This window comes from Herminiimonas sp. NPDC097707 (assembly GCF_044761395.1).
Lineage (GTDB): Bacteria > Pseudomonadota > Gammaproteobacteria > Burkholderiales > Burkholderiaceae_D > Oxalicibacterium.
In genome coordinates, this window is sequence record NZ_JBIWCI010000001.1 from 2,671,830 (window position 1) to 2,695,391 (window position 23,562).

Below are 23,562 nucleotides of genomic sequence, written 5' to 3' on the forward strand. Positions count from 1 at the left end.
ATTTTATAAAGAAACGATATGGCATTGAATTTTTACAAACCTGAAAAAACAGTCAGCGGCCCTGCGTACAGTCTGTGGTTCAAAATATTGGCAACCATCTTTTCATTCGCTCTGGTGGTGTATGCCATCGATATCATGCGTCGCTTTCCATTGCTGGAATATGGCTTCAGTGTAAAAGCCCTGCTGTTTTTTGCGGCATTGATGCTGGTCATCAGCTACTACTGGTTTCTGCGTTCGACGATCACGATCGATGAAAAAGGCATTACACAAACCTGGATGTACAACCGTCATGTCGAATGGCGCGATGTGCGCAGCGCCAAGATGATAGGTATTCCTTATGTCAGCTGGTTGTTCCCGCCGCGTTTGGTGGTGCGCACCGGTAACTCCTTCAGCACCTTCAATGGCGGCACGAAAGATATCCTGATCGAGTTCGCACATATTTCGCTAGCGTTCCAGATACACAAGCAAGTCGGGAAATGATCGCGCTACAGCGTTAAAACCGCCGTTCCCAGCCAGTTATTGTTAATCCGAATCTTGTCCGAAAACGGCTAGACGCTGTCAAGGCCTGCGCGTATAAATACGCCATGGATGCGCTTAATATCAATGACTTGCAGGAAGGTGCAACGCTCACGCACGAGAGTTGCTACCGCGCATTGGCAGCAAAAGATGCGCGTTTCGATGGCGTCTTTTTCACCGGCGTAAAAACCACGGGCATTTATTGCCGCCCTGTCTGTTCCGTCAAAACGCCACGTGCGTCTTCCTGTGTTTTTTTCAGCAGCGCCGCAGCGGCAGAGGCCGCCGGCTTTCGCCCCTGTTTGCGTTGTCGCCCTGAGCTGGCGCCGTATGCGTTGCAGCAGAATCTTGCGTATGCAGTGTGGCAACGGATTGCGGCCGGTGCATTGAATGATGGCGACAGCGAGCGATTGGCCGCAGAAGTGGGTTTGTCTTCGCGTCAATTGCGCCGCGTCTTGCTGCAGCATTTCGGCGTGACGCCTGTCGAACTTGCACAGACTCAGCGCCTGCTGTTTGCGAAAAAATTATTGCAGGAAACGCGTTTGCCCATGAGCGACGTGGCGTACGCAGCGGGCTTTGGCAGCATACGCAGATTCAATGCATTATTTCTCGCTCGCTATGGCATGGCGCCAACCAGCATACGACGCGCTGCAGAAAAATCTTCGGACACTGATGTCGATGTCATCACATTACGGCTTGCTTACCGTCCGCCATTTGCATGGACGGACATGCTGGATTACCTGTCAGGTCGCGCGGTCGCCGGCGTCGAAGCCGTAAGCGAAGACGGGAGCGGCACTCTGTCTTATGCGCGCAGTGTTCGCATCGACAACATCAACGGCTGGTTGCGCGTCCGGCATCTTCCTGAAAAACATCAACTCGAAGTGTCATTGTCGACCGCGCTCGCGCCTGCATTGATGCCTTTGCTGGCACGCATACGCAGCCAGTTCGACCTCGATGCGAATCCGCAAGTGATCGCCGCACATTTATCTGCCGATGCATTGCTGGCACAACAGATCAGCAAGACGCCGGGCTTGCGTGTGCCCGGTGCTTTCGATGTATTTGAATTGGCAAACCGCGCAGTGCTGGGTCAGCAAGTTAGTGTGGCGGGTGCGACGACTTTGTCAGGACGTTTGGTGAGCAAGTTTGGCGTCGCGGCAGACACGCCGTTCGCCGGCGTGACACATCACTTCCCGCTGGCAGAACGCCTGGCAGCAGCAAGTGCAACAGAGATCGCGACTATCGGCTTGCCGATTGCGCGTGCCGAAGCGATACGCAATCTGGCGCAGTTTGCAGCACAAGGCGGCTTGAAAATAAAACCAGGCACGCCTTTGCTAGAAGTTGTCGCCGATTTGAAAACCGTACGCGGCATAGGCGAATGGACTGCGCAATACATTGCAATGCGCGCCTTGCGCTACACCGATGCATTCCCGGCTGGCGATCTGGGTTTGCAAAAAGCGGCGATTGAACGGGACGGCGATGCGCGTCTGACGGAGAAACAGTTGTTGCGCCGCGCTGTCAATTGGTCGCCGTGGCGTGGTTACGCGGCGCTATTGTTGTGGCAGTCGCTGGCTTGATGGTTGGCTGTATAGCTCAGTAAAAGGAAATATCATGATTTCATATATAGAACATCCCAGTCCTGTCGGCACCCTGCTGATTGCGGCAACAGATTCCGGTATCTGTGGTATCTATTTTGAAGAGCACAAACACTTCAAGGGCAAAGGCGGCTGGTTGCAAACACCAACGCAATCGGCCACACAGCATTTGAAAAATGCCGCGACGCAACTGGATGAATATTTTGCGGGGAAACGTACCGAGTTCGACGTGGCGCTGGATTTATCTGGCACTGAATTCCAGCGCGGTGTGTGGACCGCATTAAACGCCATTCCGTTTGGACAAAGCGTCAGCTATGCACAGCATGCGCAGGGATTGGGCAATCCGAAAGCGCTGCGTGCAGTAGGCTCGGCCATCGGGAAAAATCCGGTGTCCATCATCGTGCCCTGCCATCGCGTGATCGGCTCCACAGGCGCAGTGACGGGGTATGCAGGCGGTGTGGAGCGCAAGCGTTTCCTGCTCGCGCTGGAGAGTGTTGCAGTGAAGTGATGCGGGCTATGGTTTGTTGCCGGCAACTTGAAGGCGATGGAAAAACATGCGTTTTCCCATCGCCTTCATTTATTGCACCAGGCGAATTGCAAACGGATAGCGATACGCCTGCCCTTTGGATGCCGCAATCGCAGCGAGTATGCAGAAGATCAGATTGGCGACATACAGAATAGGGAAAAGAATAAAGCCGATCAAGATAAAGGCCAGCACCCACGCAATCAAGAAACCGATCATGATGGTGATCTGAAAATTCAATGCTTCCTTGGCTTGCGAGTTTGCAAAACCCGGGCTGTCTTTCTTCAGTATCCAGATAATCAGCGCACCGATGAAGCCGGTGAAAATTCCCAATAGATGCGCGAGCATCGCAAGGTTGCAATCGTCTTTGCTTGGACTGCCTGTATCGATCTGATCCATAAAACCCCCTGAGTTAGTTGGTAGGTTGGGCTAAGGCTTTATCAGCCCAACGTTTTTAAAACAACGTTTTCAAAACAACAGGCTTATTCATCAAGTGTACCCTCATCAACATATCCCCAACTTCCAGTCATATTTCCTTTCACTATTTCGCGATGTATCGACGAATACAGCCAATCCGCAGCTTTCGCCACGTAACCATGCTTCACCGGATTGAAATGAATATACGCCACATGTTTTTCCTGGTCGTCGTCATTCCTGATCTGATGTTCCCAATATCGCCGTTGCCATATTCCGCGTTCGTGTTTCATTTTTCTGCTGAGGCTTATAGCTTCGGTTTTTGGAAGCGCTCGTGAAAATGCAGCTTTGATCAAAGACCAGCGTAGCGGGAAATCGGCATCACCTTCCGGCAAGCGCCAAATGGCATGCAAATGGTCGGGTAATACCACCATCGCAATAATGTCAAAAGGATGGGAGCGTCGGATTGTGCGTATGGCGGCGCGGAGTAAATCGATTTATTCAATGAGGAGAGTGATTTTTTCTATCGGCCAGATTGACGGTGAAAAAGTAGATGGCGCCGGGGACGTTCGCTCTGCGATACCTCATCAGGTTTGCCTCATTGGATGTTGGAACGTTGGGCTGATAAAGCGTTAGTCCAACCTACAGCGCTTATTTTGTCGTGATTGTCAAAGCCCAGTTAATCTTCATACTGCACCGTTCTAATGTAACGTTCTTCGTCCGCGCGATTTGCTTTTTCTTCTACGCTGAAACTATAGAATCTAATGCCCCATGTGAGTAAAAACAGAATAATAATTTGGAAAAATGCGCTCCACATTCCATTGAACATTGTAGCTAATAGCGCAATTGGAAAAACGCCGACCCCAAAGAGAAACAAACCGATGAAAACTGCAACACCTCCCCAAAGCATGTATGTCAACAATAGACTCCATGTCCATGTTGTTATTGCGAAAATATAGGATGTAATCAAGAATGCAACCACTGAGAATCTACGTGTCTTTTGCATGAACGACAGAGGCAACAGTATGAAGAGACATACCAAGAAAGTTATAAACGATGCTACTTGAAACCAAGGCAGTATTCTTATACTTACCCATGTCGCCCCTTTGATGAATATGAATGGAACTAGGATCACCAACACAATCGCAAATGCGACAAATATTATGCCTTTGCTTGCAACCTTAATTGTTTGAAACATGATGCCTCCCTTGGCATTGCAAATTCAATTTAGATCGATTTTTTGTTTTGCCACTTGCAAACAGATTTCAACAAGGTAGGTTGGGCTAACGGTTTATCAGCCCAATATTTTTAAAATAATAGCGTCGATTGATCAATTACGACTTCATTAAAATATGCCCAACTTCCAGTCATATTTCTTCTCGCAATTTCGAGATGATTGGGTTTGTCGCTTTGAGTGTTGGGCTGATAAACCGTTAGCCCAAGCTACCTTGCCGACCTTACGCGGGATTATTTCGCGCGCAGATACAGCATCTTGCGGTGAGTTCCGGCTAACTGCCGCTCTTCAGTAATGAAGATATCAGTCTTTGCCTTGACGAGATCGGAAAGTTTTTTGTATCCGTATAGTCTGGAATCGAAGTCGGGCTGCAGTTTTGTAAGATAGCTGCCAAATGCAGCAAGCCCAGCCCAGCCGGTATCGTCTATCGATTGATCAAGGGCCGCCAGAACGAACTTTTTCGGGAATGCATGTCCGGTGTCCGTTGTGGCCGCTTTGGCGGGCGTAGCGGTTTTCCTTCCACGCTTGACGGCAGGCGGTTCGGCGGTCGACTCCGTAATGGATTCAGGACGCAGGACTTCGGTGAAGATGAATTTGTGACAGGCATTGCGAAAGGCATCCGGCGTTTTCTTTTCTCCAAAGCCGAGAACGGTCAGGCCTTCTTCACGCAAGCGCATCGCCAGTCCGGTGAAATCGCTGTCACTTGTTATCAGGCAAAAGCCATCGAATTTGCGCGTGTACAGCAAATCCATCGCATCGATGATCAATGTGCTGTCGGTCGCATTTTTGCCGGTCGTGTAAGCGAATTGCTGAACCGGTTTGATTGCAAATTGCTGCAATACCTTCTTCCATGAGGCACTGGTCGGCGCGGTAAAGTCGCCGTATATGCGTTTCACGGTTGCTTCGCCAAATCTCGCGATTTCTGCGAGCAGGCCTTCTATGACTGCTGCTTGTGCATTGTCGGCATCGATCAGAACCGCCAGCCGAAGCGTTGAGTCATCGGATTCTATTTTTGCAGCCGATCGCGAAGGTAGCAAGATGCCTCCCGGTTCTGATTGTTAATCAGTCCATCAGTTTGAATGCAGCATAAGGCTGCGCCAGCAGGATGAATGCCGGGACGGCCTTATGCCGCAGCTTTTTTAGCGGCCGGTTTTTTCTTTGCCACCGTTTTCTTCGCGGGCACCTTCTTTGCAGCCGGCTTCTTAGCCGCTACTTTCTTGGCTGCTTTTGCCGGCGCGGCATCCGCTGTTTCCTCTGCATCGTCCGCGACAACCGCCGCTTTACCTTTGCCCGGCACTTTTTCCTTGCGCGGTTCAAATTCAAAACTGGTCTTGCCGTCTTTGCCGCGAACCAGGTAAGCCTTGAATGCACGGCGTGTACGTTGCGAGACAAATCCCGGCAGCAGATCGGTTTTGCCTTCGTTGAGCAGCTTGCTCATCTGCTCGGGCAGAATTTCCTGTTGCAGGATGATGCGGCCGCTGCGGAAGTCGCAGGTCTTCGGTTTGGCTACCGAGTTTTCGCATACATAGGACAGCGGCATTTCGTACACGCCGCCGGCGCATTTCGGACAAGGCCCGAGTGGCGTCTGGTCGCTGAAATCTACCGGTTCTGCATTTTCGTCATCGTTCTGACCAAAGTCGAATTCCAGTTTGTAATTCTTGATCTCTTCGTCGCGCGAAATTTTCAGTACGGCGGCGAATGGACGGCCCATTTTCGAGCGGAAGCCTTGCAGCGGCCCGATGGTTTTGTTCGTCAATAATTCTTCAACTTCGGCAACTTCAAACTGGCGGCTACCTGGCGTTTTGCTCATCGAGAATTCGCACTTGGTGCAGGCGAAGCGACGGTAGTTTTCCTTGACCACGCTGCCGCAATTCGGGCATGGCGTTTTCAGGGTCGCGTAATCGCCAGGGATGGTGTCGTTGTCGTATTCCTTGGCGCGCTTGACGATGACTTGCGTCATCTGTGCGATCTCGCGCATGAATTCTTCACGGCTGATCTTGCCGCGTTCCATTTCCGACAGCTTGTATTCCCATTCGCCGGTCAGTTCCGGTGCGGTCAGTTCGTTTACGCCTAAACCGCGCAGCAAGGTCATCAACTGGAATGCCTTGGCGGTCGGCATCATTTCGCGACCTTCGCGCAGCAGGTATTTTTCCGTCAGCAAGCCTTCGATGATGGCCGCGCGCGTAGCCGGTGTGCCCAGCCCTTTGCCGGTCATGGCGACGCGCAGGTCGCTGTCGTCTATCAATTTGCCGGCACCTTCCATGGCTGACAGCAGCGTAGCTTCCGTATAGCGTGCGGGCGGTTTGGTAACGAGGCCATTGGCGACTACCGATTCGGTTTGTACCTTCTCGCCTTTGGCGACAGGAACCAACGTGCCGCTGTTTTCCGGATCTTTTTCGTCGATGACTTCCTTGCCGTAAACCGCAAGCCAGCCCGGATTGGTCATGACCTTGCCTTCAGTCTTGAACTGGTGGCCGGAGACTTCGGTGAAGCGTGTGGTGACCTGGAATTCTGCAGCCGGGAAGAAGATCGCCATGAAGCGACGTGTCACGAGGTCGTACAGCTTCTGTTCAGGCTCCGACAGATTCTTCGGCGCCAGTGTGGTCGGGATGATCGCAAAGTGATCGCTGATTTTCGTGTTATCGAAAATTCGCTTGTTCGGCTTGACCCATTTGCTATTCAGGATCTGCTTGGCAAACTGGTGATAGTTGTTGTTTTCGGCGACGACTTCCAGCGTTTCCAGCACGGTCGGCAGATAATCTTCCGGCAGGTGGCGCGAATCGGTACGCGGATAGGTCAATACTTTATGACGTTCGTACAAGGCTTGCGCCAGGCCGAGTGTGTTTTTCGCCGAGAAGCCGAAACGGGCATTGGCTTCGCGCTGCAGGCTGGTCAGATCGAACAATGCCGGTGCCATCGAGGTGGTCGGTTTCGATTCTTCGCTGACATTGCCCGGCTTGCCGCCACGGCAGGCGGCGACGATGGATTCTGCTGCGGCCTTGCTCCACAGACGTTCCGGCCGACGCTCTGGATCGGTTTCGTCTTTCTTGAATGCGGTGTCGAGCCAGCGGCCCTGATAGATGCCGGCGGCGCAAATGAATTCGGCGCGCACTTCCCAATAATCGCGCGGTATGAATTTTTTGATCTTTTCTTCGCGTTCCACCACGATGGACAGCGTCGGCGTTTGTACGCGGCCGACGGTGGTCAGGTAGAAGCCGCCTTCCTTCGAGTTGAAGGCGGTCATTGCGCGTGTGCCGTTGATGCCGATCAGCCAGTCGGCTTCACTGCGGCTGCGTGCGGCATCGGCCAGCGACAGCATTTCCTCGTCGCTGCGCAGATTCTTGAATGCTTCGCGAATGGCGCCCGGCGTCATCGATTGCAGCCACAGGCGCTTGATCGGTTGCTTGGCTTTTGCATATTGCGCGATCAAACGGAAAATCAGTTCACCTTCGCGTCCGGCATCGCATGCATTGATCAGGCCGGTGACGTCCTTGCGCTTGATCAGCTTGTTCAATACTTTCAGGCGCGATTCGGTTTTGGCGATCGGGTTCAGCGCAAAGTACGGCGGGATCATCGGCAAGTGGGCAAACGACCATTTGCCGCGCTTGACGTCATATTCTTCCGGGACCGAGATTTCGACCAGGTGACCGACTGCGGAAGACAGTACGTATTCGTCGGATTCAAAGTAATCATCATGCTTGGTAAAGCCGCCGAGCGTCTTCGCGATATCGTTCGCGACGGATGGCTTCTCGGCAATGATGAGTGTTTTTGTCATGGTTTTCGATCTCTAAAAAAGTGCCGGCACGCATGGCTGGGTGCAGGTTGAGGCATACAGCTTATGGCGCAGGCGGCTTTTTTCAAGGAAGACCCGCGCTAATATAAGAGTTGCATAGGCGTCAAGCGGCCAATGATAAGCGCGTTGCGGCGAAATCCGCAAGCAGGACACTAAGAGATATGAAAAAAGAAATCGGGAAGTGTTGCTGAAGAAGCATGTCCGCTGCGCACGGACATGCTGTAGGCCTACTTATTATTAGTGCAGCATCCGCGGTGCGGCATCGTCGTCGTCGAGAAACAGCTCGTCGAAGATCAAACCGTCCGGTTCCTTGCCCTGGCTCCATAGCACCATCAGCACGATGACCTTGAGCTTGTCGAGCGAAATCGGCGTCTCGCCGGCGGCCAGTGCGCGTTCGATCACGATTTCGCGCTGGATGGGATTGATCAGCTTGGCCGCTTCGAGGAACTGGATGAAACCGACTGCTGGCGTGCCGAGCACATCCGTCTCTTGCGATACGTAAATGCGTGTGCCGAACGAGAATGCGGTCTGGTGCGGGTATGAGTCGGAAAGTTCGTTGGTGGTTTCAGCCAGTGCAGTCAGCCAGCCGAGCGCCTTGACGATTTCTTCTTCCTCAAAGCCGACAGCGGATAATTTTTTTACCAGCGCGTCCGAATCCGGGCAGGCATCGGGCCGGTAGTAGGTTTCATAAAGATAGACTAAGACATCAAACATGGCATCACCGTAGCGCTTGGGTTAAGACGATATTTGTTGAATATCGTCAGGATCGGATGCGTATGAATCACTCTCTTTACACAATAGGACATACAAAGAGGTGTTACGACAGCGGCAGATCAAAGACAGCGCTTACTTGGTTCAAGGATACCCTAAAAATGATGAGGCCAACAGGGGAAGGAAATTTTGTTGCTGCTACATGATGTCAAAGTGAGATATCAAACTGGAATGATGCGACCTTGTTGTTGCAGTCGCATTTCTGGCAGATTCAATCCAGGCGTCGGTATAAGGCGCCGGGCAATATCTCAAGCTGATCGCTTAACTCCAGCGCCAGCAATTGCGCATGCAGTGTTGCCATGTCGAGTTGGCAACGTGCCGCCAGCGTATCTGCATCCACCGGATCGAAACCGAGCGCCTGCAATACCTGTTGCGCTTGTGCGTCCAGCGCAGGCGCGATGGATTTGCTCGCTGCGTTTGCTGCAGGCGATGCGTATTGCAGTTCTTCCAGAATATCCTGCGCCGTTTCCACCAGTTTGGCGCCCTGCTTGATCAGCAGGTGACAGCCTTTCGACAGGGGCGAATGGATGGAGCCGGGAATGGCAAACATGTCGCGCCCCTGTTCGGCCGCCATGCGGGCGGTGATCAGCGAACCGGATTGCAGGGCTGCTTCCACCACCAGCACGCCGCGCGCCAGACCGCTGATGATGCGATTGCGGCGCGGGAAGTTGGCGGCGATGGCGGGCATGCCGAGCGGATATTCGCTGAGGATGCAGCCGGCTTCGGCGATCTGATGTGCAAGCGCACGATTGCGCGCCGGGTAAACGATATCGGCACCGGTGCCGATGACGGCGATGGTGGAGCCTGCATGCGGCGTTTGCGTGACTGCGAGCAAACCGCCACGATGCGCCGCTGTGTCTATGCCCAGGGCCATGCCGGAGACGATGCTCAAACCGGCCAGGCTTAAGGCTTCGGAAAATTTTTCTGCATTGACTATGCCTTGCGTCGTGGCATTGCGGCTGCCGACTACCGCCAGCGCAGGGCGCGACAATAAATCGAGACGGCCTTTTGCGTAGAGCAGTATGGGCGGATCGGAAATCTCCAGCAGAGCCGGCGGATAGTCGGCATCAGCCAGCGTCAGCACATGATTGCCGGTTTGCGCCGCCCATTTGTGCGTGGCGTCGATTAATGCACGCAAGTTTTCGGCTGGCAGCGCGAGCAAGGCATGCGCGATGCGCTCGGGTACGACTTGTTGGAGTGCGGGGAAATTCGCTGCGAAGATATTTTCCGGCAGGCCGAAGGCGCCGAGTAATTTGCGCGCGGTATCGGGGCCGACGCCGGGCGTCTGTTCCAGCCGCAACCAGCTTGCAAGATCGTCCGGGGCTGGCATTAAAAGAGCAGTAACAGGGAGGGATGCAACCCCTGACGCGCACCTGGCAAGTGCATGATGTGGCGCGTCAGGATGGAGAGGTGTCAGTTCGCCGGCTTATTCGGGCGATTTGGCGACGTCGGCAACTTGCACTGTATCGGTCACCTGCATCACCAGACCGTAGGAAATGTTGTCGAAGACGCGGAAGATCAACAGATTGCCGTAGGCTTCATCTGGCAGCTTGATCAGACCGCGGCCATTGCCCTCGGTGCGATCCGGCACCAGTTTGCCCAGGCGCTGCAGTTCGAGTACGGCACCGATATCGACGCCATCCTTGCTGCCGCGATTGATGGAAACGATCTGGTTCTGCCCCGCTTGCGAGACGCCGCCATACACCGACACGATTTGCGCATTCACCGCTTGTTCCGGTGCATGCGGCATGTAATTGATGAAGGGCGCCGGCTCTACCGGAAGCAAACGGTCGCGCACGCCCATCTCTTCCTTGGCATTGGTCACGATCATCGTATGCGGCTCGTTGTCGAGTTTGCTCAGGCGTTGCAGTTTCAAGGTGCCCAGATACACGGCTTCATAACCGATGATTTTTTTGCTGGCAGGATCGGTCAGCGGTTTGCCGGGGCGGAAGGCCTCGAATTCGGTGCGGCCGTTCAGATCGCCGCGGACATAGGCTTTATCGCCGCTGGCGAGGAAGACGTGGCCCTCTTGCGTGGCGACGATACGCGGCGCGCTATTGAGTTCGGTTTCACCGACGATCAGGGGTTTGGTCAGGAATTGCTCAATCGCCGACAGGGGGATGGTGGCAATGGCATTCGAGCCGGCCGCTGTCGAGCGTACTTGCGGCGACAGGCGTACGGTAGGCACGCCGCCGTTGTCGCCAGGGCCTCTTCCGAGACGTAATTTGCCGGCAACACGGTCAAAATAAACGGTTTGGCCCGGATAAATCCAGTGCGGGTTGCGGATTTGTTCGCGGTTCATGTCCCATACTTGCGGCCAGCACCATGGGTGCTGCAGAAATTTCCCGGAAATGCCCCATAGCGTATCGCCGCGCACGACCACATGTTGATCGGGAGCATTCGGCAAAAATGCGCAGCGCGCATTGCCGGCCACTGTTTTGGCAGGCGCTTCGGCGAAGGTGGTTGCAGGTAAAACGACTGAGGCAAGAGCAAGGAAGAGTGCAGCTGTGCTAAAATTTTTCATGGTTTGTCCGGTGAGCTTGACCAATTGTGACGCCATTACTGTGCTGCTGCATGTTATGAGTGAAATAATACATTCGTGAAAAAACTTGCTAAATTGAATCAAATTCTGCACATAAATCCTTGAAGTAGCAAGAAAACCACGCCATTAACCTGCCGCCTTGTTGCGCAAAAGCCGTATGTCTATATTAAATATCCTGCGTTATCCCGATTCACGGCTGCATAAAATTGCCAAGCCGGTCACCACCTTTGACGCACGCATCAAGACGCTGGTCGCCGATATGGCGGAAACCATGTACGACGCGCCGGGCGTTGGCCTGGCTGCATCGCAAGTCGATGTGCATGAACAGGTGATCGTCATCGATACCTCGGAAACGCACACCGAACTGCGCGCCTACATCAATCCCGAGCTGATCTGGGTCAGCCCGGAAATGCAGATTTATGATGAGGGCTGCCTGTCCGTACCCGGCGTCTACGATGGCGTCGAGCGGCATGCAAAAGTGAAGGTGCGCGCCTACGATGCGGACGGCAAACAGTTCGAGCTGGAAGCCGAAGGCTTGCTGGCTGTATGTATCCAGCACGAAATGGATCATCTGAAAGGCAAGGTATTCGTCGAATATCTGTCACCGCTGAAACGCAATCGCATCAAGACCAAGATGCTGAAAGAAGAGCGTGAGCTGAGTCGTCACAACAAGGTGGCGCAGCACTGATGATGTAACCGCGGCTCGCTCTCACAGGGCGAGCACCCGCCAAACCGGCAAGCGCATGGTTTCTCATTCTGCGCCTGCCGTACTACAATCCCTCCATGAAAATCATTTTTGCCGGTACGCCGGAATTTGCGGCGGTTGCTCTGGCGGCCCTGCACGCGGCGGGCTTCGAAATTCCGCTTGTCCTGACGCAACCCGATCGTCCGGCTGGACGCGGCATGCAATTGCAGGCTTCGGCCGTCAAGCAGTTTGCGCTGGCGCACGACATCCCGGTGGCGCAACCGATCTCCTTGCGGCTGGATGGAAAATATCCCGATGTGGCACAAGAGGCGCACGACTTGCTGCGCGCAACGCCGCACGATGTGATGGTGGTGGCAGCGTATGGTTTGATCCTGCCGCAATCCGTGCTGGATATTCCGCCGCTGGGCTGCCTGAATATTCACGCCTCATTGCTGCCGCGCTGGCGTGGTGCGGCGCCGATTCACAGAGCGATTGAAGTTGGCGACGAGAAAACCGGTATCACCATCATGCAGATGGAGCTGGGTCTGGATACCGGCCCGATGCTGCTGATGGAAAGTTTGCCGATTGCTGCCGACGATACGACGGCCAGCCTGCACGACAAGCTGGCCCGACTGGGCGGCGCAATGATTGTTGATGCCTTGCGCAAACTGGAAAAAGGCGAGCTGACAGCAACGCCGCAACCTGAAGCGGGCGCTAACTACGCAGCTAAAATTGCGAAGGAAGAAGCCACGCTGGATCTCAAGCAATCGGCACAGGAACTGGCGCGCAAGATACGTGCGTTTAATCCCTTTCCCGGCGCCATGGGAATATGCAATGGCACGCCGGTCAAGTTCTGGCAGGCGGAGGCACTGGAATCTTCCAGTCAGTGGCAAGCCGGCCAGGTCATCTCGGCCAATGCGCAGGACGGCGTGGTGATTGCCTGCGGCGACGGCGCCTTGCGTGTGACTGAATTGCAAAAGCCGGGCGGCAAGCGCTTGCCGGCGGCAGAATTCATCAAGGGCTTTGCGCTGGAAGCGCAGCGCTTTCAATAAGCGGGGCGGATGCCCGCTTTCCTGGCAGGCGCAGTGTGCCTGCCTCATTCAACAGGAGACGCGATGAAATGGATGCTTGTTTTGCTGGCGCTGTTTTTATCCGCCTGTCAGGGCACGGATGCGATCAGGCAGAACACCGCAGAGCCACCACCGGAAAGAAATACGCAGATGGCCAGTGTGGTGATCTGGTGGGCGCACGGCAACGAGCCGTTCTGGCATTTCACTGCAGACGCAGGCAAGCTGCGTTTTGAAAACCTTGGCGAGGATGCGGAATATTTTTCCTATCGTGTGTTTGACAGCGATGGCACGACGCGCACTTTCAACGCAAAGAATGCAACTTCATCGATACAAATCAGGATGATGCACAAGACCTGTTTCAACGACATGTCTGGTGCTGAATATCCATGGACGGCAGAAGTCACCATAGACGGACGCAAGCTGCAAGGCTGCGGTGAGCGTGGCAGCTTGCCGGAATAAAGCTTAATCCGGCAAAGGCAAGGGACTGGATGGCTTGATTTCTTCCAGGCACACCATGGAGCGCACACCAGCCACGCCAGGTACTTGCATCAGCCTGTCCGTTAAAAAGGATGATAGTGATTTCAAATCGGTGGCGACGACTTTCAGTAGATAGTCGAAGTCGCCGGAGATGGTGTAACACTCTAGGATTTCCGGGAACTGCCGGATCGCCTGTTCCAGTTCGCGCACCTGCTTGAACTGTTCACGTGCAATATTCAGGCTCACAAAAGCGGTGACGCCTAGCCCGAGCGCTGCGGCATTGACTTGCGCAACATAGCCCCGGATCACACCTTCCTGTTCCAATCGCTGCACCCGTCTATAGCATTGTGGCGGCGATAAATTGACGCGCTCGGATAATTCCACATTGGAGGCGCGACCCTTGTTTTGCAGGGTTTGCAGCAGGATGCGATCGTAGCGGTCGAATTTCTCCATGAACCCCTCTTTATGCGCACGATTCGTTCACTTTATACCTAAAGCATGTTTAATAACGCAGAAATATTTCTTTGCATTGGACTTACCATGTAAGGGTGAATTGGTATCGTTTTCTATGAGGAGCGCTATCGTGGGCAGCCATCGCATCGCATTGGAAGATCGCTACTGCGCGCACAACTATCAGCCTCTGCCTGTCGTACTGAGCAAAGGCAAGGGCATCTGGCTGTGGGATGAAAACGGCAAGCGCTATATGGACATGATGTCCGCTTATTCGGCCGTCAGCTTTGGCCATAGCCATCCTGCCCTGGTCGCCGCCCTGACGCATCAGGCTGGCCAACTGGTCGTCACTTCGCGCGCGTTTTATACCGATCAACTGGGACCGTTCCTGCAACTGCTATGCGAGATGACAGGCATGCCGCAAGCGCTACCTATGAATAGCGGCACCGAAGCGGTGGAAACTGCCTTGAAAGCGGCGCGCAAATGGGGTTACAGGGTCAAGGGTATTCCCGACCAACAAGCCGAAATCATCGTTTGCCACGGCAACTTTGCCGGACGCACGACGACCATCGTCGGCTTTTCTTCCGAGGCGCAGTACCGCGATGGCTTCGGGCCGTTTGATGGCGGCTTCGTGACGATACCTTTCGGCGATGCGGCGGCGCTGGAAGCGGCGATCACGCCGCGCACGGCAGCCTTTCTGGTGGAGCCGATTCAGGGCGAAGGCGGCATCATCGTGCCGCCGGATGGCTATTTGGCGCAATGTCGCGAGATTTGTACGCGCCACAATGTCTTGCTGATCTGTGATGAAGTGCAAACCGGATTGGGGCGTACCGGACGTTTGCTGGCCTGCGACCATGAGGGAGTCAGGCCGGATGGTTTGATACTAGGCAAGGCTCTGGGCGGCGGTTTGTTGCCGGTTTCTGCATTCCTGGCGCGGCGCGATGTGATGGATGTATTCACGCCGGGCGACCACGGCAGTACTTTCGGCGGCAATCCTTTGGCCGCCGCAGTCGGCCATGCTGCACTGTCCTTGCTGCGCGATGGCGAGTTGATTGCAGCGGCACGGCAACGGGGACAACGCTTGCTTGACGGTTTGCACGCGATACGGCATCCGGCGATACGCAACGTGCGCGGCAAGGGTTTGCTGATAGGACTGGAGCTTGATCCGGCAATTATTTCAGCGCGCCGCTTTTGCGAACGACTGATGGAGAACGGCCTGCTGTCGAAAGAAACGCATGACACCGTCGTGCGTTTTGCACCGCCGCTGATTATCAGTGCAGCAGAAATCGATGCGGCGCTGCGCATCATCGAACATGTTTTCGCCACTTTGGCCGCGCCACATATGGAGGATTGCACATGATGAACAAGCATCTCGATACTTTTCTGATGTGCGCACCTGAGTACTTTGAAGTTTCCTATATCATCAATCCCTGGATGGAGGGGAATGTTGCGCGTGGCAATCGCGCAAACGCACAAGACCAATGGCAGGCGCTGATGCATGCCTTGCAAGAGGTGGCGCAAGTCGAGTGCATGCCATCGGCGGCTGGTGTGCCGGATATGGTCTTCACTGCAAATGGCGGTTTGGTGCTTGGAGACAATGTGATTTTGTCGAACTTCCGCCATGTTGAGCGCAAGCCTGAAGAAGCACACTTTGCCGCATGGTTCGCTGCGCATGGCTTGAGTGTGTTGCACATGCCGCATGCATTGCCGTTTGAAGGTGCCGGCGACGCTCTGCTGGATCGAGGCAGCGATCTACTGTGGTTTGGGCACGGCCATCGTTCGGATGTGGCGTGCGCGCCTCTGATAAGCGAAATGCTGAATATTGAAGTGCAGTCTTTAAAGTTGGCTGATCCGCGCTTTTACCATCTGGATACCTGTTTCTGTCCATTGCAAGGCGGATATTTGCTGTATTACCCCGATGCCTTCGATGCAGCAGCACAAGCGCACATTGCTGCACGCGTGCCCGCGCAAAAACGCTTTGCCGTATCGCAGGCAGATGCACTTAACTTCGGCTGTAATGCAGTCAATAGCGGCCAGCATGTATTCCTCAACCAGGTTTCACCGGCCTTGTGCATGCAACTGGAACGTTGGGGTTTTAACGTGCATCAAATAGCCTTGACAGAGTTTATGAAAGCCGGTGGTGCAGCCAAATGCCTGACCCTGAAAATGAATGAGCCGCAAAGGCCCAAGTCAAAACATGCGGCAGATGGAAAATTGGCCGAATCGGTGCCAGCGATGTAGTGGCTGGCAGTCAGGCCTGCATGTGTTGTGAAAAGGATAAGAAGAGGCTAAGGGCAGAGGGGTTTAACGTATAATTTCACCTGGATTTCATACTTGTTTAACCCGGCGCGGCCTGTGTCCGGGTTTTTGCTTTTATGTAGCTGCACCGATAATGAATAGATAAAGACTTGACGATGAAACGCGACGCTCTCTGCCCTACCGAAGTCCTCCTGCGTGACCTGATGGCACGCCGCATCCTGATTCTGGATGGCGCGATGGGAACCATGATTCAGCAATACAAGCTGACGGAAGAAGATTATCGCGGCACGCGTTTCGCCGATCTGGCTGCCGCTGGCGTGCATGTGCCGGCCGGGCGTGAACTGTTCGTCAAGGGTAACAACGAACTGCTGTCGCTGACTCAGCCGCATATCATCAGCGAAATCCATGAAAAATATCTGGCCGCCGGCGCTGATCTGATTGAGAGTAATACCTTCGGTGCCACCACCGTCGCACAAGACGATTACAACATGGGTCATCTGGCCTATGAAATGAACGTGGCATCGGCGCGTCTGGCGCGCGCTGCCTGCGACAAGTATTCGACGCCGGACAAGCCGCGCTTTGTCGCTGGCGCACTCGGACCGACACCGAAGACCGCATCGATCTCGCCGGACGTCAACGATCCGGCCGCACGCAACGTTACCTTCGATCAGTTGGTCGCTTCGTATCTGGAACAGACGCGCGGCCTGGTGGAAGGCGGTGCCGACGTGCTGCTGGTCGAAACCATTTTCGATACGCTCAATTGCAAAGCGGCCTTGTTTGCGATCGACACTTATTTTGAAGAGTCTGGCAAACGCTTGCCCATCATGATATCGGGCACTGTTACCGATGCATCGGGCCGCATTCTGTCCGGTCAAACGGTGCCGGCATTCTGGCATTCGATTCGCCATGCCAGACCGCTGACGGTGGGTTTGAACTGCGCACTCGGTGCGGCGCTGATGCGTCCGTACGCGGAAGAATTGTCGAAGATCGCCGATACCTTCGTATGTATTTATCCGAACGCCGGTTTGCCTAATCCGATGAGCGATACCGGTTTCGACGAGACGCCGGATGTGACCTCATCCTTGCTGAAGGATTTTGCCGAAAGCGGTTTCGTCAATATTGCCGGCGGTTGCTGCGGCACCACGCCGGATCACATCAAGGCGATTGCCGATACGGTCGCGAATATTGCGCCGCGCATCGTGCCCACGATAGAACCAACGATGAAACTGTCGGGCCTGGAACCCTTCATCATCGATGACAGCTCCCTGTTTGTGAACGTCGGCGAACGTACCAACGTCACCGGCTCCAAAGCATTTGCGCGCCTGATCATCAATGAAAAATACGATGAAGCGCTGACCGTTGCGCGACAACAGGTGGAAAACGGCGCGCAGATCATCGATATCAATATGGATGAGGCGATGCTCGATTCGGAGGCAGCGATGACGCGCTTCCTGAATTCGGTGGCGTCCGAGCCGGACATCGCACGCGTGCCTATCATGATCGATTCGTCGAAATGGTCGGTCATTGAAGCAGGCTTGAAATGCGTGCAGGGCAAGGCGATCGTCAACTCGATTTCGATGAAGGAAGGCGAAGAAAAATTCCTGCACGATGCGAAGTTGTGCCGTCGTTATGGCGCGGCCGTGATCGTGATGGCCTTCGATGAAAAAGGCCAGGCCGACACCTTCGAGCGCAAGATAGAAATTTGCGAACGCGCATATTGGCTGCTGGTCAATGAAGTTGATTTCCCGCCGGAAGACATCATTTTCGATCCGAATATTTTCGCGATTGCGACCGGTATCGAAGAGCACAATAATTACGCGGTTGATTTCATCAACTCGGTGCGCTGGATCAAGGAAAACCTGCCATACGCAAAAATCAGCGGCGGTGTATCCAACGTCAGTTTCTCGTTCCGTGGCAACGATCCGGCACGCGAAGCGATCCATACGGTATTCCTGTATCACGCAATCAAGGCCGGCATGACGATGGGTATCGTCAACGCCGGTATGGTCGGCGTGTACGACAATCTGTCCGCCGAGTTGCGCGAGTGCGTCGAAGACGTGGTGCTGAATCGTCGTGAAGATGCGACCGAGCGCATGATTGAGATGGCCTCCACGCTAAAGGCTGACGACAAGAAGGAAGAAGCCACGCTGGAATGGCGCAGCGGCACCGTGCAGCAGCGTCTGGCGCATGCGCTGGTGCAAGGCATCACGCAATGGATCGTTGAAGACACTGAAGAAGCGCGACAGGAATTGCTGGGCAATGGCGGCCGGCCTATTCACGTGATCGAAGGCCCGTTGATGGATGGCATGAACATCGTCGGCGATCTGTTCGGTCAGGGCAAAATGTTTTTGCCGCAGGTGGTGAAATCGGCGCGCGTGATGAAGCAGGCGGTTGCGCATCTGATCCCGTTCATCGAGGAAGAAAAACGTCTGCTGCAGGAGCAGACCGGTGTCGTCAGCAAGCCGAAAGGCAAGATCGTCATCGCGACGGTCAAGGGTGACGTGCATGACATTGGCAAGAACATCGTATCGGTGGTCCTGCAATGCAATAACTTTGAAGTCGTCAACATGGGCGTGATGGTGCCGTGTTCGGAAATTCTCGCGCGCGCCAAAGCCGAGAACGCCGACATCATCGGCCTCTCTGGATTGATCACGCCGTCGCTGGAAGAAATGGCTTACGTTGCGAAGGAAATGCAGCGCGACGAATATTTCCGCGGCTTGAAAACACCGCTGCTGATCGGTGGCGCAACCACCAGCCGCGCGCATACCGCCGTCAAGATCGCGCATAACTACGATGGCCCGGTCGTGTACGTGCCGGATGCCTCGCGTTCGGTATCGGTTGCACAATCCCTGCTGACGCCGGAAAGTCGCGATCAGTACATCGCCGATATCGCGACCGATTACGAGCGCATACGCGTACAGCATGCGAACAAGAAGGCCTTGCCGATGTTGAGCCTGGAGCAGGCGCGCGCCAACAAGATGCAAGTGGAATTCACCGGCAAATATGCGCCGGTCAAACCGAAATTCATTGGCCGCCGCGTGTTCAAGAATGTCGATCTGGCGACCATTGCGCAATACATTGATTGGGGTCCATTCTTCCAGACCTGGGATCTGGCCGGCCCCTACCCTGCGATTTTGGAGGACGAAGTGGTGGGCGATGCCGCAACGAAGGTGTTTGCCGAAGGCCAGGCCTTGCTGAAGAAAATCATCGAAGGTCGCTGGCTGACCGCCAACGGCGTGATTGCATTGCTGCCGGCAAATACCGTCAACGATGACGACATCGAGGTGTACACCGATGAAACGCGCACCCAGGTTGCATTCACCTATTACGGTGTGCGCCAGCAAACGGTCAAGCCGATCATCGATGGCGTGCAGCGTCCGAATCAATGTCTGGCTGATTTCATTGCGCCGAAATCGTCTGGCATTGCCGATTACATCGGCCTGTTTGCAGTGACTGCAGGGCTGGGTATCGAAAAATACGAGAAACGCTTTGAAGATGCGTACGACGATTATTCTTCCATCATGCTGAAGTCGCTGGCGGATCGTCTGGCGGAAGCGTTTGCCGAACATTTGCACGAGCGCGTGCGCACCGATTTGTGGGGTTATGTGCCGGACGAGGCCTTGAGCAATGAAGCGATGATCAAGGAAGAATATCGCGGCATACGCCCTGCTCCTGGTTATCCGGCGTGTCCGGAACATACGGTCAAGGCCGAGATGTTCAAGACCTTGCAGGCGGAAGAAATCGGCATGATGCTGACCGATTCGTTTGCGATGTTTCCGGGTGCGGCGGTATCCGGTTTTTACTTCGCCCATCCGGAAGCAAAATACTTTGTGGTCGGCAAGATCGGCGAGGATCAGGTCAAGGACATGGTGCTGCGACGCGGCGTTTCGCAGGAAGATATCGAACGCTGGCTGGCGCCTAACCTGTCTTGATCCGGTGATGAGCGGCAATGCACTATCGCCGCATCAATAAAAAAGCTGCAGAAAAATTCCTGCAGCTTTTTTTTATGTGTATCGAATGCACGGGTTCAAGGCGAAGGCATGCCGTCGATGAATACCTTCAATTCACCAGGTTTGAATTGCGTCCATGTTTCATTCGTGGTTAGCGGTTCGGTGACGATGATCGCGACGCGGTCGCTCGGCGTCGTCACTTCGGAAAAATCCACTTTCATGTCTTCATCGCACAGTACTGCTTCGGCAAACGGAAACTGCCGCACGATGTAATGCAGATTGGTCGAGCAATGCGCAAACAGTGCCGAGCCATCCGACAGCATCATGTTGAAAGTGCCATGCGTGGCGATCTCGGTGCACAGTTTTTCAATCGCAGCGCGCAGTGGTGGCAGCGCCGGCAAGGTATCGCCAAACTGGCGACGCAGTTCCTGCAGGATGTAACAGAAGGCAGCTTCGCTATCGGTGTTGCCGACCGGCCTATACGGGCCGGTCAATTCCGGATTGAAATCTTTCAGATCGCCGTTATGCGCGAAGACGAAGTAGTGGCCCCATAATTCGCGTACAAAAGGGTGGCAGTTTTCCAGTGCGACGCGGCCTTGCGTGGCCTTGCGGATGTGGGCGATGACATTCTTTGATTTGATGGGGAAGCGCCGTATCAGCTCGGCAACAGGCGATGCGATCGCGGCCTGATAATCGACAAAGTGGCGTACGCCGGCACCCTCAAAAAATGCGATACCCCAGCCGTCATTGTGGGCATCAGTACCGCCGCTGCGTGTTGCAAAGCCAGTGAAGCTGAACACGATATCGGTGGGAACATTGCAATTCATTCCGAGAAGCTGGCACATGTATTTCCGTTGAAACTGTAGTTGTTCTGTTAAGGCAGGATAGTCTCTACAGTAGCACGACTGCCGGCCCGTCTGTCGCTTCGGCGCTGCGCTCGGATGCAAGCGCAATCCGGCAACGCCAGAGCGCATGTCCCGAGGCTTGATATTTTTGTTCAAACGGCGTGATGGTCCGCTCGGGCGCATAGGCTGCGCAGGCAACGGGCTGCTGCGTCAACTGCTTCAGCGCGGCGGCGAATTCTTCCACGTAAATACGCCAGTTGCTGCGGCATTCCAGTACGCCGCCCAGCGCAACGATGGTGGGAAATACCGGATGGCCATGCCAGCGGCGCGCCAGATGTCCGATCTTCGGCCAGGGATTCGGATAGAGAATGTAATGCCGGGCCAGCGGTACCCCGCTTTGCAGAAGCAGCCGCCAGTAATCCACCAGATCAGCGCGCAGACGCAGGACATTCGACGGCATCGGATGCGGCCAGTGCGTGTTGCGCGCAATACGATCTGCCGATTGATCGACGCCGATGACAAAGTGATCTGGGAATTGTGCGGCCAGATGCAGGCTGGACAAGCCGACGCCGCAAGCGGCATCGAGGATCAATGGCTGCGCGCCGGCCTGTTGCCAGACCGTCATGCTGTGCTGGAAGGCCGCGCGATTGTAATCAGTGATCGGTTTTTGAAATGTGTGTGCTGCATGCTTTGCCAGCCGTGTGCCCAATTGCTGGTGGACTTCGTGCTGGCGACTGATGATGAGATGGGAATTCGCGTGCATCGCGATGAAATCGGCTGAAATGAATAGGGAGTAAATGCAAAAATGCGCTTGCAATCATTGAACATGATAATGCAGGCGCACAAGAATGCAATCTCTTCCGCAGAAGAGAGATATGTTTAGTGGAAGGCGACAGGCTGGCTCATGAATGAATCGTAGTTGCCGAGAAAGTCGTCGATTTCCTCTACGCTGGGTTCGGTCACAATCAAATTCTTTACATCCCGGCGGAATAATTCCGCCAGTGCACCGGCAATGAATATTTCGCGTTTTGCCGGTTTGTCCATGATTTCATAGCCGCCGAAGCGCAGGGCATCGCAGTCGTCATCGACGCCGAATTCCACTACGCTGTACTGCTCGCTGTTGTAGATCACGTTCATATACTCTCCTGTTGCCTATGCAATGAAAATCATCGCGCTGATAGAGACATGGCGCAGATCGGGATAATTTCAAGACTGGAAGCGAACTGTCAGCCTATAACTTGGTAACGGCTTGTAACGGAGAATATTGAATTGTGCTCACGAAGATTAACAATGTGGTCCAAATGCCATTGTTGTTTTGCTATGCGGCGCAGCGCATGTCGTCTGTGAGTGTAAGTAAAGTGTCGTACGGTGTCTGCGCGAGGAAGAGGCGTAATTGCTCTATGTGTTCGCTGTTGGCAACGCTGATATACAGGCGCGCAGGTTTGCTGCGCAAGATGCGGTTCAGATGTACGCGCATGATCATATTGCCGGTGCAGCACATGCAGCCGGGGGCAATACGCACGATGGTCAGGAGAGGCTTGCCTGTCAGAACATCCAGTTCGCTGCGGCCGTCGGGCAGGCCTTCCAGGATGATCGCAGTTTTCTGGTTGGAGGCGAGGTGGCCGAGGATGAGAGTTTCGCGCTTGCGGGCACTGCCGCCCGTTACCAGCGACGTCAGAGTCATAAGCCTTTTTTTGCGATCTTGCCTGGCTCGACGCCGAGTTGTTTGAGCTTGCGATACAGGTGCGTGCGTTCGAGGCCGGTTTTTTCCGCGACACGCGTCATGCTGCCGCCTTCCTGTCCAAGATGATGCTCGAAGTAGGCGCGCTCGAATGCATCGCGCGCTTCGCGCAACGGCAGTTCAAACGAAGTGGTAAAAAATTGCGTATCGGCAGACATCAGCGAGACCGGCGCGCTGGTCGGGTAGCTGATGCCGGTCAGTGGCTGGTGACTTCTGTCCGAGGACGAATGTGTATCGTTGTGGATGATGGGTGCACGTACCGGAATGGACGCCACGCGGCTTACTTCTTGTCCGCGCGAGATGCCTTGTTGCACGGCCTTCAAGAGTTTTTGCAGCGAGATCGGTTTTTCCAGGAAGTTGAGCGCGCCTATGCGGGTTGCTTCGACTGCTGTGTCTATTGTTGCGTGGCCGGACATCATGATGACCGGCATGGTCAGCAAGCCATCGCGTTGCCATTCCTTGAGCAGCGTCACGCCGTCGGTATCGGGCATCCAGATATCCAGCAACACCAGATCCGGCTTGGCCGCAGCACGCAGTTCGCGCGCCTGCTGTGCATTTTCGGCTGTTGCTACGACATGTCCTTCATCTCCCAGGATTTCCGACAGCAACTCCCGTATTCCCATTTCGTCATCAACAACTAGAATATTGGCCATCTGTTCACCTCCCTCATCATGATCGTCATCCTCTTTTGCAAGTCCTGTAG

General features: G+C 54.5%; 23 protein-coding genes. 9 read left to right on the plus strand and 14 right to left on the minus strand.

Going from position 1 to position 23,562, the window contains the following annotated elements:
* Positions 1–18 precede the first annotated feature (18 nt).
* The 3 genes from ACIQW9_RS13010 to ACIQW9_RS13020 all read left to right on the plus strand — a co-directional run bounded on the left by ACIQW9_RS13010 (position 19) and on the right by ACIQW9_RS13020 (position 2,613).
* A complete protein-coding gene (locus tag ACIQW9_RS13010) occupies positions 19–480 on the plus strand; it encodes a hypothetical protein (RefSeq protein ID WP_402337554.1) in 462 nt (153 codons plus the stop codon).
* A 104-nt stretch (positions 481–584) separates the two neighbouring features.
* Positions 585–2,087, plus strand: coding sequence for an AlkA N-terminal domain-containing protein (locus tag ACIQW9_RS13015; RefSeq protein ID WP_402337556.1), 1,503 nt, complete (start codon positions 585–587; stop codon positions 2,085–2,087).
* Between the two features lie 34 nt (positions 2,088–2,121).
* Complete coding sequence (locus ACIQW9_RS13020) at positions 2,122–2,613, plus strand: methylated-DNA--[protein]-cysteine S-methyltransferase (protein ID WP_402337559.1); 492 nt, start codon at positions 2,122–2,124, stop codon at positions 2,611–2,613.
* A 69-nt stretch (positions 2,614–2,682) separates the two neighbouring features.
* Here ACIQW9_RS13020 and ACIQW9_RS13025 read toward each other — a convergent pair whose 3' ends face one another.
* The 8 genes from ACIQW9_RS13025 to ACIQW9_RS13060 all read right to left on the minus strand — a co-directional run bounded on the left by ACIQW9_RS13025 (position 2,683) and on the right by ACIQW9_RS13060 (position 11,364).
* Positions 2,683–3,027 (minus strand): DUF4870 domain-containing protein, encoded by a 345-nt coding sequence (locus ACIQW9_RS13025; RefSeq protein WP_402337562.1) that lies wholly within the window; start codon positions 3,025–3,027, stop codon positions 2,683–2,685.
* Positions 3,028–3,110: 83 nt separating this feature from the next.
* The gene (locus ACIQW9_RS13030) at positions 3,111–3,539 is read right to left on the minus strand and encodes an REP-associated tyrosine transposase (RefSeq protein WP_402338039.1); all 429 of its coding nucleotides are present in this window, start codon (positions 3,537–3,539) and stop codon (positions 3,111–3,113) included.
* 182 nt (positions 3,540–3,721) lie between these two features.
* Positions 3,722–4,240 (minus strand): hypothetical protein, encoded by a 519-nt coding sequence (locus tag ACIQW9_RS13035; protein ID WP_402337564.1) that lies wholly within the window; start codon positions 4,238–4,240, stop codon positions 3,722–3,724.
* A gap of 269 nt (positions 4,241–4,509) precedes the next feature.
* Positions 4,510–5,313, minus strand: a complete 804-nt coding sequence (locus tag ACIQW9_RS13040; protein ID WP_402337567.1) for an NYN domain-containing protein — start codon at positions 5,311–5,313, stop codon at positions 4,510–4,512.
* Between the two features lie 86 nt (positions 5,314–5,399).
* The gene (locus tag ACIQW9_RS13045; protein ID WP_402337569.1) at positions 5,400–8,051 is read right to left on the minus strand and encodes a DNA topoisomerase III; all 2,652 of its coding nucleotides are present in this window, start codon (positions 8,049–8,051) and stop codon (positions 5,400–5,402) included.
* Between the two features lie 255 nt (positions 8,052–8,306).
* Entirely contained in the window at positions 8,307–8,783 is a 477-nt protein-coding gene (locus ACIQW9_RS13050) for a DUF494 family protein (protein ID WP_402337571.1), read from the minus strand.
* Between the two features lie 268 nt (positions 8,784–9,051).
* Complete coding sequence (gene dprA / locus ACIQW9_RS13055; protein ID WP_402337574.1) at positions 9,052–10,170, minus strand: DNA-processing protein DprA; 1,119 nt, start codon at positions 10,168–10,170, stop codon at positions 9,052–9,054.
* A gap of 96 nt (positions 10,171–10,266) precedes the next feature.
* The gene (locus ACIQW9_RS13060; RefSeq protein WP_402337577.1) at positions 10,267–11,364 is read right to left on the minus strand and encodes a LysM peptidoglycan-binding domain-containing protein; all 1,098 of its coding nucleotides are present in this window, start codon (positions 11,362–11,364) and stop codon (positions 10,267–10,269) included.
* Positions 11,365–11,539: 175 nt separating this feature from the next.
* On the opposite strand from ACIQW9_RS13060, the gene def reads away from it, so the two are divergent.
* The 3 genes from def to ACIQW9_RS13075 all read left to right on the plus strand — a co-directional run bounded on the left by def (position 11,540) and on the right by ACIQW9_RS13075 (position 13,596).
* A complete protein-coding gene (gene def / locus ACIQW9_RS13065; RefSeq protein ID WP_402337580.1) occupies positions 11,540–12,070 on the plus strand; it encodes a peptide deformylase in 531 nt (176 codons plus the stop codon).
* Positions 12,071–12,165: 95 nt separating this feature from the next.
* Positions 12,166–13,119, plus strand: a complete 954-nt coding sequence (gene fmt, locus ACIQW9_RS13070; RefSeq protein ID WP_402337583.1) for a methionyl-tRNA formyltransferase — start codon at positions 12,166–12,168, stop codon at positions 13,117–13,119.
* Positions 13,120–13,182: 63 nt separating this feature from the next.
* Positions 13,183–13,596 carry a COG3650 family protein gene (locus ACIQW9_RS13075; protein WP_402337586.1) on the plus strand — a complete coding sequence of 138 codons (414 nt, stop codon included), beginning with the start codon at positions 13,183–13,185 and terminating at the stop codon, positions 13,594–13,596.
* Between the two features lie 3 nt (positions 13,597–13,599).
* On the opposite strand, the gene ACIQW9_RS13080 is transcribed toward ACIQW9_RS13075, so the two are convergent.
* The gene (locus ACIQW9_RS13080) at positions 13,600–14,067 is read right to left on the minus strand and encodes an Lrp/AsnC family transcriptional regulator (RefSeq protein WP_402337589.1); all 468 of its coding nucleotides are present in this window, start codon (positions 14,065–14,067) and stop codon (positions 13,600–13,602) included.
* A 115-nt stretch (positions 14,068–14,182) separates the two neighbouring features.
* Here ACIQW9_RS13080 and rocD point away from each other — a divergent pair, with 115 nt between their 5' ends.
* The 3 genes from rocD (at position 14,183) to metH (ending at position 20,255) form a co-directional block, all read left to right on the plus strand.
* Positions 14,183–15,424 carry an ornithine--oxo-acid transaminase gene (rocD, locus tag ACIQW9_RS13085; protein ID WP_402337592.1) on the plus strand — a complete coding sequence of 414 codons (1,242 nt, stop codon included), beginning with the start codon at positions 14,183–14,185 and terminating at the stop codon, positions 15,422–15,424.
* The gene (locus ACIQW9_RS13090) at positions 15,421–16,305 is read left to right on the plus strand and encodes a dimethylarginine dimethylaminohydrolase family protein (RefSeq protein ID WP_402337595.1); all 885 of its coding nucleotides are present in this window, start codon (positions 15,421–15,423) and stop codon (positions 16,303–16,305) included. Before rocD ends, ACIQW9_RS13090 begins: the two co-directional genes overlap by 4 nt.
* A gap of 173 nt (positions 16,306–16,478) precedes the next feature.
* The gene (metH, locus tag ACIQW9_RS13095; RefSeq protein WP_402337598.1) at positions 16,479–20,255 is read left to right on the plus strand and encodes a methionine synthase; all 3,777 of its coding nucleotides are present in this window, start codon (positions 16,479–16,481) and stop codon (positions 20,253–20,255) included.
* 95 nt (positions 20,256–20,350) lie between these two features.
* Here the strand turns inward: metH and ACIQW9_RS13100 are convergent, their stop codons facing one another.
* The 5 genes from ACIQW9_RS13100 to ACIQW9_RS13120 form a co-directional block, all read right to left on the minus strand.
* Positions 20,351–21,118: a class II glutamine amidotransferase gene (locus ACIQW9_RS13100; RefSeq protein WP_402337601.1), complete on the minus strand. Its 768-nt coding sequence runs from the start codon at positions 21,116–21,118 to the stop codon at positions 20,351–20,353.
* Positions 21,119–21,164: 46 nt separating this feature from the next.
* Positions 21,165–21,881: a tRNA (guanine(46)-N(7))-methyltransferase TrmB gene (locus ACIQW9_RS13105; RefSeq protein ID WP_402337604.1), complete on the minus strand. Its 717-nt coding sequence runs from the start codon at positions 21,879–21,881 to the stop codon at positions 21,165–21,167.
* A 116-nt stretch (positions 21,882–21,997) separates the two neighbouring features.
* Positions 21,998–22,255: a DUF3567 domain-containing protein gene (locus tag ACIQW9_RS13110; RefSeq protein ID WP_402337607.1), complete on the minus strand. Its 258-nt coding sequence runs from the start codon at positions 22,253–22,255 to the stop codon at positions 21,998–22,000.
* Positions 22,256–22,436: 181 nt separating this feature from the next.
* Positions 22,437–22,802, minus strand: a complete 366-nt coding sequence (locus ACIQW9_RS13115; RefSeq protein ID WP_402337610.1) for a GTPase — start codon at positions 22,800–22,802, stop codon at positions 22,437–22,439.
* Positions 22,799–23,512: a response regulator gene (locus tag ACIQW9_RS13120; protein ID WP_402337613.1), complete on the minus strand. Its 714-nt coding sequence runs from the start codon at positions 23,510–23,512 to the stop codon at positions 22,799–22,801. The genes ACIQW9_RS13115 and ACIQW9_RS13120 overlap by 4 nt, the downstream gene beginning before the upstream one ends.
* Positions 23,513–23,562: the final 50 nt, after the last annotated feature.

Bases quoted from the DNA above. Each gene is read 5' to 3' on its own strand.
- ACIQW9_RS13010 (WP_402337554.1), top strand. From the start codon at position 19: ATGGCATTGAATTTTTACAAACCTGAAAAAACAGTCAGCGGCCCTGCG.
- ACIQW9_RS13015 (WP_402337556.1), top strand. From the start codon at position 585: ATGGATGCGCTTAATATCAATGACTTGCAGGAAGGTGCAACGCTCACG.
- ACIQW9_RS13020 (WP_402337559.1), top strand. From the start codon at position 2,122: ATGATTTCATATATAGAACATCCCAGTCCTGTCGGCACCCTGCTGATT.
- ACIQW9_RS13025 (WP_402337562.1), bottom strand. From the start codon at position 3,027: ATGGATCAGATCGATACAGGCAGTCCAAGCAAAGACGATTGCAACCTT.
- ACIQW9_RS13035 (WP_402337564.1), bottom strand. From the start codon at position 4,240: ATGTTTCAAACAATTAAGGTTGCAAGCAAAGGCATAATATTTGTCGCA.
- ACIQW9_RS13045 (WP_402337569.1), bottom strand. From the start codon at position 8,051: ATGACAAAAACACTCATCATTGCCGAGAAGCCATCCGTCGCGAACGAT.
- ACIQW9_RS13050 (WP_402337571.1), bottom strand. From the start codon at position 8,783: ATGTTTGATGTCTTAGTCTATCTTTATGAAACCTACTACCGGCCCGAT.
- dprA (WP_402337574.1), bottom strand. From the start codon at position 10,170: ATGCCAGCCCCGGACGATCTTGCAAGCTGGTTGCGGCTGGAACAGACG.
- ACIQW9_RS13060 (WP_402337577.1), bottom strand. From the start codon at position 11,364: ATGAAAAATTTTAGCACAGCTGCACTCTTCCTTGCTCTTGCCTCAGTC.
- def (WP_402337580.1), top strand. From the start codon at position 11,540: ATGTCTATATTAAATATCCTGCGTTATCCCGATTCACGGCTGCATAAA.
- fmt (WP_402337583.1), top strand. From the start codon at position 12,166: ATGAAAATCATTTTTGCCGGTACGCCGGAATTTGCGGCGGTTGCTCTG.
- ACIQW9_RS13075 (WP_402337586.1), top strand. From the start codon at position 13,183: ATGAAATGGATGCTTGTTTTGCTGGCGCTGTTTTTATCCGCCTGTCAG.
- ACIQW9_RS13080 (WP_402337589.1), bottom strand. From the start codon at position 14,067: ATGGAGAAATTCGACCGCTACGATCGCATCCTGCTGCAAACCCTGCAA.
- rocD (WP_402337592.1), top strand. From the start codon at position 14,183: ATGAGGAGCGCTATCGTGGGCAGCCATCGCATCGCATTGGAAGATCGC.
- ACIQW9_RS13090 (WP_402337595.1), top strand. From the start codon at position 15,421: ATGATGAACAAGCATCTCGATACTTTTCTGATGTGCGCACCTGAGTAC.
- metH (WP_402337598.1), top strand. From the start codon at position 16,479: ATGAAACGCGACGCTCTCTGCCCTACCGAAGTCCTCCTGCGTGACCTG.
- ACIQW9_RS13100 (WP_402337601.1), bottom strand. From the start codon at position 21,118: ATGTGCCAGCTTCTCGGAATGAATTGCAATGTTCCCACCGATATCGTG.
- ACIQW9_RS13105 (WP_402337604.1), bottom strand. From the start codon at position 21,881: ATGCACGCGAATTCCCATCTCATCATCAGTCGCCAGCACGAAGTCCAC.
- ACIQW9_RS13110 (WP_402337607.1), bottom strand. From the start codon at position 22,255: ATGAACGTGATCTACAACAGCGAGCAGTACAGCGTAGTGGAATTCGGC.
- ACIQW9_RS13115 (WP_402337610.1), bottom strand. From the start codon at position 22,802: ATGACTCTGACGTCGCTGGTAACGGGCGGCAGTGCCCGCAAGCGCGAA.
- ACIQW9_RS13120 (WP_402337613.1), bottom strand. From the start codon at position 23,512: ATGGCCAATATTCTAGTTGTTGATGACGAAATGGGAATACGGGAGTTG.